Source organism: Verrucosispora sp. CNZ293 (assembly GCF_002754655.1).
Map to the genome: position 1 here is coordinate 2,836,832 of NZ_PEFR01000001.1, position 15,273 is coordinate 2,852,104.

9 protein-coding genes and 1 pseudogene are annotated in these 15,273 nt (G+C 71.8%); 4 read left to right on the forward strand and 6 right to left on the reverse strand.

The genetic code is table 11. The features are described 5' to 3' along the window. Nucleotides 1-4: 4 nt before the first annotated feature. From CLT74_RS12860 to CLT74_RS12875, 4 genes and pseudogenes are all read right to left on the reverse strand, one after another. A complete protein-coding gene (locus tag CLT74_RS12860) occupies nt 5-919 on the reverse strand; it encodes a cation diffusion facilitator family transporter (RefSeq protein WP_099846731.1) in 915 nt (304 codons plus the stop codon). 309 nt (nt 920-1,228) lie between these two features. After that, entirely contained in the window at nt 1,229-2,605 is a 1,377-nt protein-coding gene (locus CLT74_RS12865) for an FAD-dependent oxidoreductase (RefSeq protein WP_099846732.1), read from the reverse strand. Nucleotides 2,606-2,787: 182 nt separating this feature from the next. Further along, a pseudogene (locus CLT74_RS12870) lies at nt 2,788-3,683 on the reverse strand (bile acid:sodium symporter family protein). A 71-nt stretch (nt 3,684-3,754) separates the two neighbouring features. Then, nucleotides 3,755-4,822: a DUF2855 family protein gene (locus CLT74_RS12875; protein ID WP_099846733.1), complete on the reverse strand. Its 1,068-nt coding sequence runs from the start codon at nt 4,820-4,822 to the stop codon at nt 3,755-3,757. A 145-nt stretch (nt 4,823-4,967) separates the two neighbouring features. Here CLT74_RS12875 and CLT74_RS12880 point away from each other — a divergent pair, with 145 nt between their 5' ends. Together CLT74_RS12880 and CLT74_RS12885 are read left to right on the forward strand one after the other, a co-directional pair. Continuing rightward, nucleotides 4,968-5,600 (forward strand): SigE family RNA polymerase sigma factor, encoded by a 633-nt coding sequence (locus CLT74_RS12880; protein WP_486582286.1) that lies wholly within the window; start codon nt 4,968-4,970, stop codon nt 5,598-5,600. Beyond that, nucleotides 5,590-6,945: a hypothetical protein gene (locus CLT74_RS12885; protein ID WP_099846735.1), complete on the forward strand. Its 1,356-nt coding sequence runs from the start codon at nt 5,590-5,592 to the stop codon at nt 6,943-6,945. Before CLT74_RS12880 ends, CLT74_RS12885 begins: the two co-directional genes overlap by 11 nt. 57 nt (nt 6,946-7,002) lie before the next feature. Here the strand turns inward: CLT74_RS12885 and CLT74_RS12890 are convergent, their stop codons facing one another. Continuing rightward, on the reverse strand, nt 7,003-7,473 hold the full coding sequence (locus CLT74_RS12890) for an SRPBCC family protein (RefSeq protein WP_486582287.1): 471 nt from the start codon (nt 7,471-7,473) through the stop codon (nt 7,003-7,005). 58 nt (nt 7,474-7,531) lie between these two features. Beyond that, a complete protein-coding gene (locus CLT74_RS12895) occupies nt 7,532-13,033 on the reverse strand; it encodes an ATP-binding protein (protein ID WP_099846736.1) in 5,502 nt (1,833 codons plus the stop codon). A 307-nt stretch (nt 13,034-13,340) separates the two neighbouring features. Here CLT74_RS12895 and CLT74_RS12900 point away from each other — a divergent pair, with 307 nt between their 5' ends. Next, nucleotides 13,341-13,562 (forward strand): hypothetical protein, encoded by a 222-nt coding sequence (locus CLT74_RS12900; RefSeq protein ID WP_099851929.1) that lies wholly within the window; start codon nt 13,341-13,343, stop codon nt 13,560-13,562. 165 nt (nt 13,563-13,727) lie between these two features. Then, on the forward strand, nt 13,728-15,188 hold the full coding sequence (locus CLT74_RS12905; RefSeq protein ID WP_099846737.1) for a DEAD/DEAH box helicase: 1,461 nt from the start codon (nt 13,728-13,730) through the stop codon (nt 15,186-15,188). Nucleotides 15,189-15,273: the final 85 nt, after the last annotated feature.

The window sequence follows — 15,273 nt, forward strand, 5'->3', positions numbered from 1 at the left end:
CGACTCACCAGTGGGCGCCGCCGCAGACGCCTTCGGCGTCGCGCGGCTCGACCTGCAACGTGGCGTGCTCGATGCGGAAGCGGTCGTGCAGCATCTCGCGGGCGGCGGCCAGCACCCGGGCCAGGTCGGCTCCGGCGTCCAGGGTGAGGTGTGCCGAGGTCACCTCCATGCCCGAGGTCAGGGTCCACACGTGCAGGTCGTGCACGTCGGCGACCCCGTCGAGCGCCCGCAGCCCGTCGCGCACCTCGCCGACGTCGACGTGTGGCGGCGCGGCCTGCACCAGGACCCGCAGCGCGGCGCGGCCGAGACGGTAGGTGCGGGGCAGGATGAACAGGCCCACCCCGACCGCGACGATCGGGTCCGCGTACCACCAGCCGGTCAGCGCGATCACCCCGGCCGCGATCAGCACGCCGACCGAGGCGAGCAGGTCACCGAGAACCTCCAGGTAGGCGCCGCGCACGTTCAGGCTCTCCGTCGACCCGGCGCGCAGCAGCAGGAAGGCGACCACGTTGGCGACCAGCCCGCCGACCGCCACCACAAGCATCGGGCCGACCAGCACCTCCGGCGGTTCATCGAGCCGCCGGAGCGCCTCCACCAGCACATAGAGGGCCACCCCGGAGAGCAGCACCGCGTTGGCCAGTGCCGCCAGGACCTCCATCCGGTACAGGCCGAAGGTGCGTTGACCGTCCCGGGAGGCCCGGCTCGCGGCGGTGATCGCGGCGAGCGCCATGCCGATGCCCAGCACGTCGGTGAACATGTGCCCGGCGTCCGACAGCAGGGCCAGGGAACCGCTCACCCAGGCCCCGACCGCCTCCACCACCATGAAGACCGCCAACAGGGCGAAGGCCACCCACAACCGCCCGCGGTACTTCTCCCCCGCGCGCATCGCCTGACCCCCGTGATCGTGCCCAGCCCCCACCCCAACCTCCTCCCACCCCCCAAAACATATGCTGACATTGCTATAAATGCAATCGTCACCCCTCCCCCAACCCACGCGATCTTGCACTTTCGGTCGCCTAAATGCGCCTTTTCACCGCTTCTGGGCAGACAGGAAGTGCAAGATCGCGGGGGTTTGGGGGGTGGGGGGTGGGGGTGGGGTGGGGTGACCTCCGCCGCGATGGCGGGCAGGAGAAAGACGTGGGCCGTCCGGATCCTCTTTTGCTCTCGGTCTCCGCGTCGACAGCGGCGGCGTACGCGGGGTACTCGCGCCGGGGTGACGGGAGGCCGGTCAGCGGGCGCGCCGGTTGGCGCGCAGCGCGCCGAGGATCACCTTCGGTGAGGCCAGTGAACCCGGGTGCTTCCGCATCGAGACGACGTCGTTGAACCGGCGGGCGGTGACCACGTCGGTGACGGTCGCGGTGACGATCTGCCGGCTCACCCAGCTGGAGAGCCGGTAGCCACGTGGGTAGGGGCCGTCCACGTGCGGCAACGCCAGGTCGGCCGAGGTCGATATCGACCAGGCCGCGTCGACCACGATCTTCTGGAGGGCGAAGAAGTGGCGGGCCGGCAGGGCGAGGTCCGGGCCGGACCGCAGGTAGCTCGCCAGGCAGGCCGCGTGCAGGGCGGCGGCGGTGATGCCCTGCCCGTACACCGGGTTGAACGAGGCGACCGCGTCACCGACGCTCACCAACCCGGCCGGCAACCGGGTCATCGCGTGGAAGTCCCGCCGCCGGCTGTCGGCGTGCCGGTAGGTCTGCACGTCGCCGAGGATCTCGCTGTCGGCGACAACTGCGAACTCCGGTGGGAACTGCTCGCGCAGCCGGCGGACGAAGTCCTCGGCGGTACGGCCGGGACGGTTCTCCCCGTAACCGGCCATCATGGCCATCCACCGGCCGTCCTCGATCGCGAAGAACGCGGCACCGGCGACGTCCACGGACCTCGTCGGACTGTGCAGCGCCAGCACCACCGCGTGCTCGGGATTCGCCTCGTCGCGCCGGAACAGGGCTGTCGCGTAGTTGAGGTTCACCGTCATCCGCCGCAGCGCCGGTCGTTCCCATCCGGCCTCCGCCAGCCAGTCGGACAGCCGGCTGGACCGCCCCATGGCATCCACCACCAGGTCGGCGTGCTCGACACCTGGCGAACCGCCGACGTCGTATCGGACGCCTGTGGTCACCGGGCCGTCGAACACCAGCCCGGTGGCCCGCGCGGTGAGGGTCTTGACGTTCGGCAGTCGAAGTACCTGCTGACGGATCAACGACTCCAGCAGCGGCCGACTGCCGGCGAGGCTGTCGGCGTCGTCCGGTACGACGACCTTCAGCCGGCCGTCGAGGTAGTTGCGCCGGGCCGCGGGCGGGGCCTCGATCGCCCCCTGCGCCAGGGCCTGTTCCCGGAAGCCGGGGAACAGCTGTTCCAGCTGGAGGAAGCCGCCGGGCAGCAGAGCGTGCAGCTGGGTCCCCTGTGGCACCCCCGGCCGTCCACCTGTCGTGTGCAGGTCGTCGCGGTCCATGACCACCACGCTCTCGGCGTGGTCGGACAGCACCCGGGCGGCAAGCATCCCGGCGATGCTGCCGCCGATCACCACCGCCTTGTCGATCACGGGGGACGCCTGGTCGGGCGGTCGCACCGCGTTCAGCGCGGCGAAGACCCGAGCCGGAGAGAGGGACATCGTGCTCTCCAAAGGGGTACGAGGTGGGCCCTCTCCACCTGCCTGCCAGTGGCCGATGCTCGGGCAGGTCGACGGAGCCGGGCGGTCGGCATGACGCCCAACGATCGTTGCACAGAGAGGGAACGCAAACGGCGATCCGCCCGCCCCTCAGAGCACCCGCACGAGGTGTCGATCCAGCCGGCTCAGGTCCGCACGGCACCGTCCGGCGCCGGGTCGCGTCGGCTGCCCACCCGGTTGACCAGGTACCCGAAGGCGGCAGCCGTGAAGAACATGACGATGCCGTAGACGGCACCGGGAATCGCCATCTGCGCGTTGTCGAGCAACGCCGGGCTGAGCGCGATGGTGATGGCCAGGGTGCTGTTGTGGATGCCGATCTCGAACCCGGCCGCCTTGGCGGCGCTGCGCTCGACCCCGGCCAGCCGGGGCACCCCGTACCCGATGCCGAGGCTGAGCAGGTTGAACGCCAGCACGGCCAAGCCGACGGAGACGAAGTAGTCGGCGAGGTTGTCCCGCTCACGAGTACGGCACCGGCGATCACCGCGACCAGCACCACCACGGACAGCACCCGGACCGGGCGGTCCAACCGCTCGGCCACCCGGGCCGACCGTGCCCGGATCAGCATCCCGAGGGCCACCGGGACCAGCACGATCGCGAACACCTGGAGCACCTTGTCGAACTGGAGCCCGATGCTCCTCGCGTCGCCGAGGAGGTACGCCGCCGAGAGGTTGACCACGATCGGCAGGGTGAACACGGCAAGCACCGAGTTGATCGCGGTCAGGGTGATGTTCAGGGCCACGTGCCCGCCGAAGAGGTGGCTGTAGAGGTTGGCGGTGGTGCCGCCCGGAGAGGCGGCCAGCAGCATCATCCCGACGCCCAGTTCGGGTGGCAGGTCGAAGCCGAGGACCAGGCCGAAGCAGAGCGCCGGCAGCAGCAGCACCTGGCACACCAGCGCGATGACGGCGGCCTTCGGGTGTCGGGCCACCCGTCGGAAGTCGCCGGTGGTCAGGCCGAGACCCAGACCGAGCATGATGATGCCGAGGGCGACGGGTAGTCCGATCAGGGTCAGGGCGGAGTCCATGACACGACATCGTTACTACCTGGTAACGCACTCGCAATCCTCCATGCGGCCGGGGTACCCGCTCCCCGCGCTCAGAACTGGACGACCCGCCCCACCCGGGGTGGTGTACGGCCCGCGAGGACGTCGAGCCAGGCGTGCTCCAGCGCGCCCGGGCCGGTGCCGAGCTGGACGTCGAGCCATTCGCCGGCCACCTCCGCGAAGCTCCGCCAGGCGTCGGCGAACCGCCGGTCGAGCCCGTCACGGCCCCAGTCGAGGCGGCGTTTGCGCATCTGCACCGGGGCGAAGAAGACCTCCCCGGCGGCGTCGGCGTTCGGGATCTGGTTGGTCAGGCCGACAGCGATGTCGCGGACCAGCCGGTCGCCGAGGTGCCGCCGCAGGGCGGCCCGGGTCGCGGGCGCACCGGACAGGTCGAGGTACGCGGTCGGCACCGGGTCGAGGGCGGCGATCCCGTCGTACGGCAGCACCTCGTCGTAGCAGCCGAGCGACCGGGTGAACCCGAGGTTGCCGGACGAGGTGAGCCCGACCAGGCGCGGGCCGCGCCCGCGCAGCTCGACGGCGGCGGCGTACGCGGTCTTGCTGGACGCCGACGAGAACACCAGGGAGGTCGCGCCGTAGCAGTCGTTGTCGACGATCTGGTCGGCCAACATGAAGGAGGTGAAGAAGAGTGGCCGGAACAGCACCAACAGGTCCTCCTGGTCGGCCCGGTACGCCGGGTCACCCACCGTCGAGCGGTACCCGTTGTACGGCGACGGCAGCTCGGCCCGGTGGGCGCTGGCGTCCCGGAACCCGGAGCCGTCCACCCGGGACGGGCGCACCACCAGGTGACCCGCGGGCGGGAGATAGCCGTACACCCGCTGCCCCACCTCGACCCCGGCGACTGTCGAGGCGACCACCTCGGCGAAGCCCCACAACGGTGGCAGCCCCCACCGTCCGCCCAGTCCGTGCCGGTCGGGCGGGAAGAACTCCCAGTACCGCATCGACTCGCCGAGCACCGCGTAGGTGACGTTGTTGGCGGTCAGTCCGACGCGGTCCACCCGCAACAACGCCTCGCCGCCGGACAACTCGGGCAGGGCGCTCTCCACCAGGGTGGTACGACTCAGCTCGGCACGGGCCACAGCGAACGTCCAGGAGGCAGTCATGCTGAGACGCTAGGCAGCGAAGGCCATCGAGACAAGATGCACTGGTAGTGCAAAATCCCACTCCTCGTCGGCACCGCACAACCTTTCCTGGCGGGCCGGGGTCTTCCTGTCATGAACGATGCCCAGACGGGGCTGGAGGGCGCAGGTGACCGATGACGGTTTCCGCGAGTTCGTCGAGGTCCGGTACGCGGACCTGATCCGGACCGCGTACCTGCTTACCGGTTCCCGGCACGCGGCCGAGGATCTGGTGCAGATCGCGCTGATGCGGGCGATGGGCCGGTGGCGGCAGGTGGACGAACCGATGGCGTACGTGCGCCGGATCATGGTCAACGAGCGGACCCGACTGTGGCGGCGCTTCGGTTCCCGGGAGTTCCTCGCCGGTGTCACCGGCTCCTGGCAGGCCCCGACCGAGCCGGGCCGGGACCTGGCCGACGATGTCGTGGCCCGCGACGAGATGCTCGCCGCGCTGCATGGCCTGCCGCCCCGGATGCGCGCGGTGCTGGTGCTGCGCTACTGGGAGGACCTCACCGAGTCACAGATCGCCGACGCGCTCGGATGCTCGGTCGGCACGGTGAAGAGCCAGTCCTCGCGGGCACTCGCCCGGCTGCGGGCGGCACTGCCGGCGGCACCGCTCCGACCGATGACGCCGGAACGACCGATGACGCCGGAACGACCGATGACGCCGGAACGACAGGCACCGCCACGGGACGTCGGAGCGGGTTCGTTGGCCGCGGTGCCGGACGCGTCCAGAAGGAGAGACCCGAGCGATGGCCGATGAGATCAGGCAGGCACTGGCCCGGCTCGCCGAACCGGTGGTGCCGCAACCCGACCCGTACCAACGGTTGCTCCGTCGCGTGCGGCGACGCCGGCGGCGACAGACGGCGGTGACGGGCGTGGCCGCCCTGGTGCTGGCCGCGGTGACCATACCGCCTGTGGGTCTGGTGGACCTGCTGAGGACCGACGAGTCCACGCTGGCCACGGCGGCGTACCAGCCGGCGAGTCCGATCGACGATCCGATGGTGCGGCGGCTGCTCGATTCGCCCACCCGGGGCAGTCTGGCCGGCGACACGGCGCTTGTCGCCACCATCGAACGGGAGTACCGGGCCGCCCGCGCCGAACTCCTCGTCGACCCGTCGTTGGACGAGGTGCGGGTGCTGTTCGCCCACGACGCGCCGGGTGCCCGCGTGGTGGTGGTGGCCTACCTGGACGACTCGCACGCACTGATTCGCCAGGCCACCGGCCCGGAAGGTGCTTCCGTGCCGGAGTTGCTCGGCAAGACCGGGACGCCGGACGAGCCACAGGAGTTGAGTCCGTACCTCTTTTTCGGACGGTACTCCCGAGTTGACGGGGACCAGCCCGACGGTCTCGCGGTCGGCCTGGCACCAGCCGGTTGCCGTGTGGAGACCTCACACGACGGTCGGCTCCAGCCGGACGGATCCGTCATCAGGTCCTGGCAGCCGGAGACCAACGACGGTTACGTGGTGCAGGCCGGTATGCCGGGCGGACGGTGGCAGTTCACCTGCGACGGGATCGTGCGGTACGCGGGTCCGGGCCGGATCGCCCTACGGACGAACGTGCCGGTTCCTCCGGACCCGCGCCCCGACCTCAGCGTCTCCGCCGTCCGCGAACTGCGGGACATGCTCCACGGCGACGGACTTACCGGCTCGACGCCCCAGGTGCTCTGGACCGGTCGGTTGCCCGCCAGGGGTGCCGACGCGCCGGAAGCCGTCCTGGTCAGGTCCTGCTCGGCCGATGGTGGCTGCGCCGCACTACTCAAGGCCGACGCCCGCGCGCTTGCCGGCCCGGAGTCAGCGGTTCTGACCTTTGACCGCACCGGCTTCGGTAGCGCCGACCTTGTCGCAGTGTCGTTGCCGGGCCAGACTGCCGGCGTGCTGGTGGCCGGGCCGGAGTCGGCGACGCGCGCCGAGCTGATCGACGCGGGGGGATCCACGGTGACCGAGGGGCCGCTCACCGGCGGGATCGGGGTCTTCGAGGTCGACAGTCGCACGATCGCCGGGGTGCGGGTCCTCGACAGTGCGAACCAGCCGTTGCTCACCGTTGCCACCCCACACCTCACCGCCGACCGCTACGAGTTCGCTGAACCGACGGTCTGGGCCTGGTGACGAGCCGCCCCCGACCCCATCGGGTTCGGGGGCGCGCCGGCAGTGGGCCGGGTGCGGCTATGCCGCCATGCGCCGGGTCAGCTCGGCCGCCCGGTAGGCCGCGACCTGACGGGCCTGGCCGGCCACGAAGCGCCGCAGCGGTGCCGGTGCGTGGGCGGTGACCCGTTCGTCGACCCGGGTGCCCTCCGGTACCGTAGTCAGCTCGACCACCGCGCGCAGGGACACCCAGCCCGGGCTGCGCACCTCGCTGACCAGTGGGCCGTACGGTGGCGTCGCGACCATGCGCACCCGGATGCGGTTGTCCCACCGCAACGGACCGACCAGCCGGAACCGCTCGACGGCGACATAGTCGGCGACCGGGCGGCCCTCGGCGTCGTGACCGTGCCGCACGTCGTCGACCGCCACGATCAGCGGCGACAGTCCGATGTAGCTGCGTGGATCGGCCAGGTGTGCGTACACCACCTCCGGTGGGGCCGCGACGGTGCAGGTCGTCTCGAACGCGATGGGCGGCTTCCGGTCCTCGGGCACGCCCCATCGTGGCACGCCGACGGCGGGACGGTGTCCCGCCGTCGGCGTCCCCGACCGGTCAGGACGGCCGGGCCGCCTTCTCCAGCCCGCGTTCGACGGCGGCGATGAGCTGCGGGCGCAACTCCTCGGGTCGGACGATGGCGTCCACCGAGCCGACCTCGACCGCGCGTTGGATGCTGTGCACGCCGTCGAACTCGGCGGCCACCTCGGCCAGCTTCTCCGCCCGCACCGACGCTCGCACGTCCATCAGCTGCGTCACGAACGCCGCCCGCTGCCCGCCGGTCGCCGCCGCGACGCGGGCCTCCAGGTCGGCCACCCGGGGATCCTTCGCCGTACGGGCGTTGACGTCACCGGCGAACACCACGGCCGCGGCCGGTGCGCCGCCGATGACGGAGGCGAACGAACCCTCCACCGCGAGGACCGTCATGTTCGGGTTGAGCGCCTTGGAGAAGACCACGAACGCGCCACCGTGGTACCGCGAGATCACGCAGAAGACGATAGGTCCGTCGAAGTTGACGATCGCCCGGCCGATCTCCGCGCCGTACTCCAGCTGCAACTGCCGCATCGATTCCGGCGAGCCGTCGAAGCCGGAGAGGTTCGCCAGCACCACCAGCGGGCGGTTCCCACTTGCCGCGTTTATCGCTCGGGCGGCCTTCTTGGACGAGCGCGGGAAGAGGGTGCCGGCGGTGTAGGTGTCCGGCCCGTCGGTGGGCGGGAAGCCGCGCCGCGGCACCGAGCGGGACTCGATGCCGAGCAGGCACACCGGGATGCCGCCGAGGTGGACGTCCTGCACGACAGCCGTCTCGGCGTCGGCCATGCCCGCCCAGCGTTCCAGGACCGCGTGGTCCTGGTCGGCCAGGGCCCGCATCAGCGTACGGATGTCGAACGCCTTCTTGCGGTCAGGGTTGCGCTCCCGGGAGAAGATCTCGCCGACGGTGGTGAAGTCACTGTCCGGTACCGCGTGCGGGTAGTCGGAGATGTCCCGGTCGACCGGGTCGGTGGTGACCGCCCGGCGTGGCCGGGTCTCGCCCGGTGCCACGTAGGCGTGGTCGTGGTACGCCATCAGGACCTGGTGGGCACCGCGCAGGTCCGGCGCCCAGTACTGGGCTTGGCCGTTGGGCCCCATCACCCGGTCGTAGCCGCCGATGCCGAAGTTGTCCTCGGCGGACACCCCACCGGAGAAGTCCAGCGACTGCTTGCCGGTCAGCACCATCGCCGAATCCGGCGTCATCACCAGGATGCCCCTGGTGTGCATGAGCATCGTGGCCTCGGCGTTCCAGTACGGCTGGGCACCCACGGTGATTCCCGCGACGACGATGTTGATCTCACCGCCGGCCTGGGTGAACTCCACGATCCGCTTGAGCGCGGCGGCCACCCAGTCCATGTTCTCGGTGCCCGAACTCATCGAGATCCGCGCGCCGGCCGACAGCGCGAACCAGTCGACCGGGAGGCGCATCCGCTCGGCCAGGTCGAGCGCGGCGATCACCCGGGCACACTCCGGCTGGGCCAACGCGCCCAGCGCCCTGGTCGGGTCGCCGAGCAGCACCACCCGGGTGACGCCCTCCGGGTAGCGCTCGGTGGGCGTGCTCGCCACGCCGACCACGATGCCCGCCCGGTTGTGCCCCTTGGGCCGTTGCACCGGGACCAGCTCACCGGAGTCGGCCAGGTCGTACTCGACGAAGCTGCCGTCGCGGCCGGCCAGCATCTCGGTCAGCTCGTACGGGTAGGTGGTGCCCCGCCGCCGGGCCGACAGCACCTTCTGCCGGTAGTCGTCGAGCGGTTGGATCAGCTCCGCCGTCGGCTCGGTGACCGAGATCCGCATGCCCTCGTCGTAGGAGATCTGCACCGCGATGTCGATCAGCTCGCCGGTGTCCTCGTCCCGCTGGCGGCCGAGGAAGAGCACCTCCTCCAGCCCGGCGTCCGCCGTGATCGGCAGCACCCGCTGGGCGACGGTGTTCAGCTCCTCGATGCTCAGCTCGTTGGGGGGCCAGACGAAGAGGGTGATCCGGTTGGTGTCGAACCGCTTCTTCGCCGGGCGCTGCGCCTGCACCTTGCGGATCGCGTCGAGGCAGGCGTCGAGCGCGCCCTCGACCGCCGGCAGCGCCAGGATCCGCCCGTCGGTGTCGCGCAGCGGGGTGAGGTCGCGTACCTGGGCCATCGCGGCGAGCCGCTCGTCGGCCGGGTTGTCCGGCGCGACGCAGTGGAAGAGGTACACCTCCTCGTCCGCCGAGGGGAGCCGGGTCAGGTCGAAGTTGCGCAGCCGGGGCAGTTGCAGACGCTGGGCGATCAGCGGGTGCAGGCCCCGGATCACCCGGTCCTCACCGAGGTCGGACCGGAAGGTGAAGTGGTGGTGCATCTCGGCGCCGTTGCGCCCGGCCACCGAGATCGTCGCCCGTTGGAGCACGTCCAGCAGGCCGGCCTGGTCGAGCACCTCCCGCAGGGTGGTTGCCATCGCCTCCACGTCGGGCTGCTCGGCCCAGGTCAGGTACACGTCGGCGACCGTCGGCGCTGGTTCGCGGCCGGGAGCCGTCGAGCCGGCCGCGTCGCCGGCGACAAGCGCGGCGACCTTCGTCAGGGTCGCCGGCAGTCCGTCGAAGTCCGTGGCTGCGGCGACCAGGCGGAAGCGTTCGTCGTCGCGGTCGTAGCCGGCCGTGAAGAACGGCTGCCCGGCCACCTCGACGGCTCGGGCTTCGCTCGCGCCACGGTTGCCGTAGTAGCGGCGGCTGAGCACCTCGAGCATCGGACCGTGGTCGGCGCCCGGCCGGCCGATGCGCTGGGCGAGCAGCCGCACCAGCGGCTCGGGTGAGGCGACCATCGTGGTGATCCGCTCGGCGCGGTCGGCCGCGTCCGGGTTGCGGTCGAGGTAGCGCAGGTTGCCGCGGACATCGGCGTACACCTCGGCCCGCTTGCGTCGCAGCATCGGCTGCGCCGCCCAGCGGAACACCACGCTACGGGCGAGGTCGCCGACCACCGGGAAACGGCGCTGGGTAGCGAAGATCAGGTGCTCCAACGCCTGGCCGACCAGCTCACGCAGGCTCTCGGCCGGCGGCGGCTCGGTCAGCCACCGTTGCAGGAAGGTGACGACCACCTTGACGTCGGCCGCCGCCCGCTGTTGCGCGAGGAAGATCCGGAAGACCGCCTCCTCCAGCTCCGGCGTGCGTTCGAAGTCGTTGACGCCGTAGTGGGCGAGCACCCGGGCGAGGCGCTGGCGGAACGTCTCCGGCAGCGCGGCCCGCTCGACGTCCAGGCACTGGAGGTAGGTGTGGAAGTACTCGCGCGGGCTGTGCACCCGGGTGTCGGCCCTGGTCTCCTCACCGGCCGGACGGTTGCGGCTGAGCTCGGACAGGTCGGCGAAGACCTGAAGCAGCTCGACCTCCTCCTCCAGCGGCCGGTGTGGCAGCTCGGCCCGGGCGGCCAGGTAGGCGGCGAGGGCCCGGCGTTCGTCGCGCGGGTCCAGGTCGTAGCCGAGCAACAGGCTGCGCAGCTCGGCGATGCCCCGCGCCACCCGATCCCCGGCGGACCTGTCGGTCGGCTCGGGCGGCAGCTCCAGGTCCACGGCCGCGGACTCGGCGGGCTCGCTCGCCGCGCCGTCACCAAGCGGCTCCAGGCGCAGCAGCGGCGCGCCGGTCTCCACCTGACTGCCGACGGAGACCAGGCACTCGCGCACCTTCGCCGCGAACGGAGCGCGCAGCACCGTCTCCATCTTCATGCTCTCCAGCACGAGCACCGGTGCGCCGGCCTCGACCTCGTCGCCCACCGCGAGCGGGGTCGCGACGACAAGCGCGGGTGACAGGGAGCGCAACACCCCGCCCTCGTCCCGGCTGACCCGGTGCGTGACGCCGTCCACCTCGACCAGGTGGATGGGACCGTGGGTGTCGGTGACCAGCCGGAACCGCCGGCCGTTGACCAGGATCCGTCCGCTGTGCTCGTCGAAGCGCTCCAGCTCGACGTCGACGGTGGAGGTGTCACCGACGCCGACCCGGAACCGGTGGGGTCCGGTCTGCGCGACGGAGATCCGGTAGGTCGCGCCGCGCAGTTTCAGGTCGATCGGTCGGCCGCTGACGTGCTGGACCTGGGGGCGGCCACCGTGCGCGGTGGAGAGCAGTCGCTGCCGCTCGACGTGCGCCTCGTCCTCGTACGCCTCGATGGCAGCGGCGGCCAGCGCGACGCCGGAGTGCCGGGTGGAAACCAGCCGGCCCTGGGCGCGGACCCGGTCGATCCAGCCCGTGTCGGCGCTGCCGTCGATCACCTCGGGCTGCTCCAGCAGGTCGAGCAGGAAGCTCTTGTTGCTCGCACCGCCCTCGATGATCACGGTGGTCTCGGTGACGGCACGACGCAGCCGGCTCAGCGCCTCGTCACGGTTGCGGCCGTACGCGATGATCTTCGCGATCATCGAGTCGAAATCGGCGGGGATCACGTCGCCCTCGCTGACTCCGGTGTCCACCCGCACGCCAGGGCCGCTGGGCAGCACCAGCCGCACGATCCGGCCCGGCGACGGGGCGAAGTCCCGGTCGGGGTCCTCGGCGTTGAGCCGGGCTTCGACGGCATGCCCCGCCTCCGCCGGGATCCGGTCGCCGAGCCGGCCACCGGCGGCCACCTGGATCTGGGCCTTGACCAGGTCGAAATCGGTGGTGGCCTCGGTGATCGGGTGTTCCACCTGCAACCGGGTGTTGACCTCCAGGAAGGCGAACATCCGGTCACCGGGGTGGTAGAGGAACTCGACCGTGCCCGCGCCCCGGTAGTCCACGGCCAGCGCGAGCCGCTCGGCCGCCTCCTTCAGCTCGCGGGTCTGCTCGGCGGAGAGCACCGGCGAGGCGGACTCCTCGATCACCTTCTGGTTGCGCCGCTGCACCGAGCAGTCCCGTACGCCGAGCGCCCAGGCGGCCCCCTGGCCGTCGGCGATCACCTGCACCTCGACGTGCCGGGCACCGGTGACCAGCCGTTCCAGGAAGACCACCCCGCTGCCGAAGGCGCGTTGGGCCTCCAGGCTGGTGCGCTCGTACGCCTCGGCGAGCTCGGTGTCGCTGCGCACCACCCGGATCCCCCGGCCGCCGCCGCCCGCTGTCGCCTTCAGCATCAGCGGGTAACCGATCTCGGCCGCGGCACGTTTGGCCGCATCGAGGCTCTCCACCGCGCCGCGACTCCACGGCGCCACCGGGACGCCCACCTCCTCGGCGATCAGCTTCGCGCCGATCTTGTCGCCGAGCTTGCGCATCGCCTCCGGGCTGGGGCCGATGAAGGTGACGCCGTTCTTCTCGCACAGCTCGGCGAAGGCCGGATCCTCGGCCACGAAGCCCCAGCCGACCCAGGCGGCGTCGGCACCGGTCTCGTGCAGTGCCCGTTCGAGCACCCGGTGGTCCAGGTACGGTCGCGCCGAGGCGGGACCCAGGCAGTAGCTGTGGTCGGCCTCCCGCACGAAGGTGGCCGAGCGCTCAGCCTCGGTGTAGAGCGCGACGGTCTCGATCGGCGGAGCGTCGGTCTCGGCGTTGAGCTCGCGAACAGCGTGGATCAGCCGCATGGCGGCTTCTCCCCGGTTGACGATGGCGATGCGGCTGAACACCGAGCAGGCCTCCGGAAGATTCGTCAGTGGCAGAAGGGGACTCTCCCTCGGACAAGGGGGTCCCGTTCCACCAACCTTCGTGGCTACCGGCGGGTAAGGAAGACGTGGGAACTGCCACCTCCGGACAACGGATTTTGTCGAGACCCACCAACTCCGCCCTCCGACACCGGCTCCGGGTGGCCCGGGTCACCCCCGACGAGCCGGAAACAGCCACGCCGGGTCGAGGCGGCAAACACCCTGCGTGTCGGTGACATCTGTCAAGATCATCAACGTTTCCCTGGCGGACCTGGTGCTATACGGTCAGCAGGTGAGAGTTGAGCGTCACTGGTGGAACGGCGACCACACCCCGCGCGGACGTCGCGACGTCTACATCCGCACCGACGGCGAGTCGTGGGAGGTCGAGGCCCGGGCCGGCGGCGGCACCGGCCGCTCGAAGATCTACCCATGCCCCGGCCGCAAGTCGGCGGAGATCCTGGCCGGCGCCTGGATGGGCGGCCAGAGCCGCTGGCGGGTCGTGGCACCCTCCTGAACCTCGCCGCGGCAACCTACTCACCGCCGGTCGGGTAGGCTGACACCGCGACCCGCTTGACCGCGGGTCCGATTCGATGTCCCGGGCCCCGCGCCTTCGACGCGCCAGGCCACGGCCGGCACCGCAGCGCCGGGTGGGACGTCCCCTTCGACGTTCGGAGCCTTCATGGCGGCACGCCGCCCACTGCAACAGAACACCCCGCCCGCCCTCCCGACCTTCGCCGACCTGGGCGTGCCCGAGGCACTCACCCGGGTGCTGGCCGCGGCCGGGGTGGACCGGCCGTTCCCGATCCAGGCCGCCACACTGCCCGACGCGCTGGCCGGCCGGGACGTGCTCGGTCGAGGCCGCACCGGTTCGGGCAAGACATACGCCTTCGTCCTGGCCGTGCTCACCCGACTGGCCGCCACCGCTACGCCGCGCCGGCCCGGACGCCCGCGGGCGCTCATCCTCGCGCCCACCCGGGAGCTGGCCACCCAGATCGACAGCGTGATGGCACCGCTGGCGCAGGCACTGTCGCTGCGCACCATGACCGTCTTCGGCGGCGTCGCCGCCCGGCCGCAGATCACCGCGCTGCGCGCCGGGGTCGACATCCTGGTCGCCTGCCCGGGCCGGCTCGCCGACCACGTGCAGGCCGGACACGCCCACCTGGACGCCGTCGAGATCAGCGTGCTCGACGAGGCCGACCACATGGCCGACCTCGGGTTCCTGCCGACCGTACGCCGGCTGCTGGACCTGACCCCGCGCGGCGGGCAACGGCTGCTCTTCTCCGCCACCCTGGATTCCGGCGTCGACGTGCTGGTCCGGCGGTTCCTCACCGATCCGGTGGTGCACAGCGTCGACTCGACCAAGTCGCCGGTCGCCGCGATGACGCACCATGTGCTGCACGTGCACGCCGATGACCGGTTCGCGGTGCTTGTCGACCTGACCGCCGCGCCCGGGCGGACCGTGGTGTTCACCCGCACCAAGCGAGGCGCCAAGACCCTCACCCGCCGGCTGGTCGCGGCGGGGGTGGCCGCGGTGGAGCTGCACGGCAACCTGGCCCAGGGGGCGCGGACCAGGAACCTCAAGGCGTTCTCCGACGGTACGGTGCGGACGCTTGTGGCCACCGACATCGCGGCCCGGGGCATCCACGTCGACGACGTGGCCCTCGTCGTGCACGCCGATCCGCCGGTGGAGCACAAGGCGTACCTGCACCGCTCGGGGCGTACCGCCCGGGCCGGCGCGGCCGGGACCGTCGTCACGCTGATGACCGACACGCAGGCGCCCGAGGTGCGGGAACTGACCCGCAAGGCCGGCATCGCGGCGACCACCACCCGACTGCGTCCGGGGGACGCGCTGTTGCATGAACTCGCCCCCGGGGAGCGGACGCTCGTGGTCGCGCCGGCCGCTCGGCCACCGGCCGCCCGCCGGGATGCGTCACCCGCCCCCACCGGCCGGGGTCGGCGTGGCGGCAAGCCCGCTCAGGCCACCTCCGCCCGGTCCGCCCCGGTCGCCTCGGGCCGGTCCGCTCCGGCCAGTTCAGGGCGGTCCGCTCCGGCCACCTCGGCGCGCTCCGGCACCGCCCGATCCGGCGCGGCGGCCTTCTCCGCCCGGGCCCGGCCCGGCGGGCGTGGCGGCGGTCGCTGAGCGGCGACCCCGCCGGGGACACCCCGCCGCCACCCTGAACAGCGCTTTGGAGAGCCCGCCGGCATTGCCGGCGGGCATTTTCTTG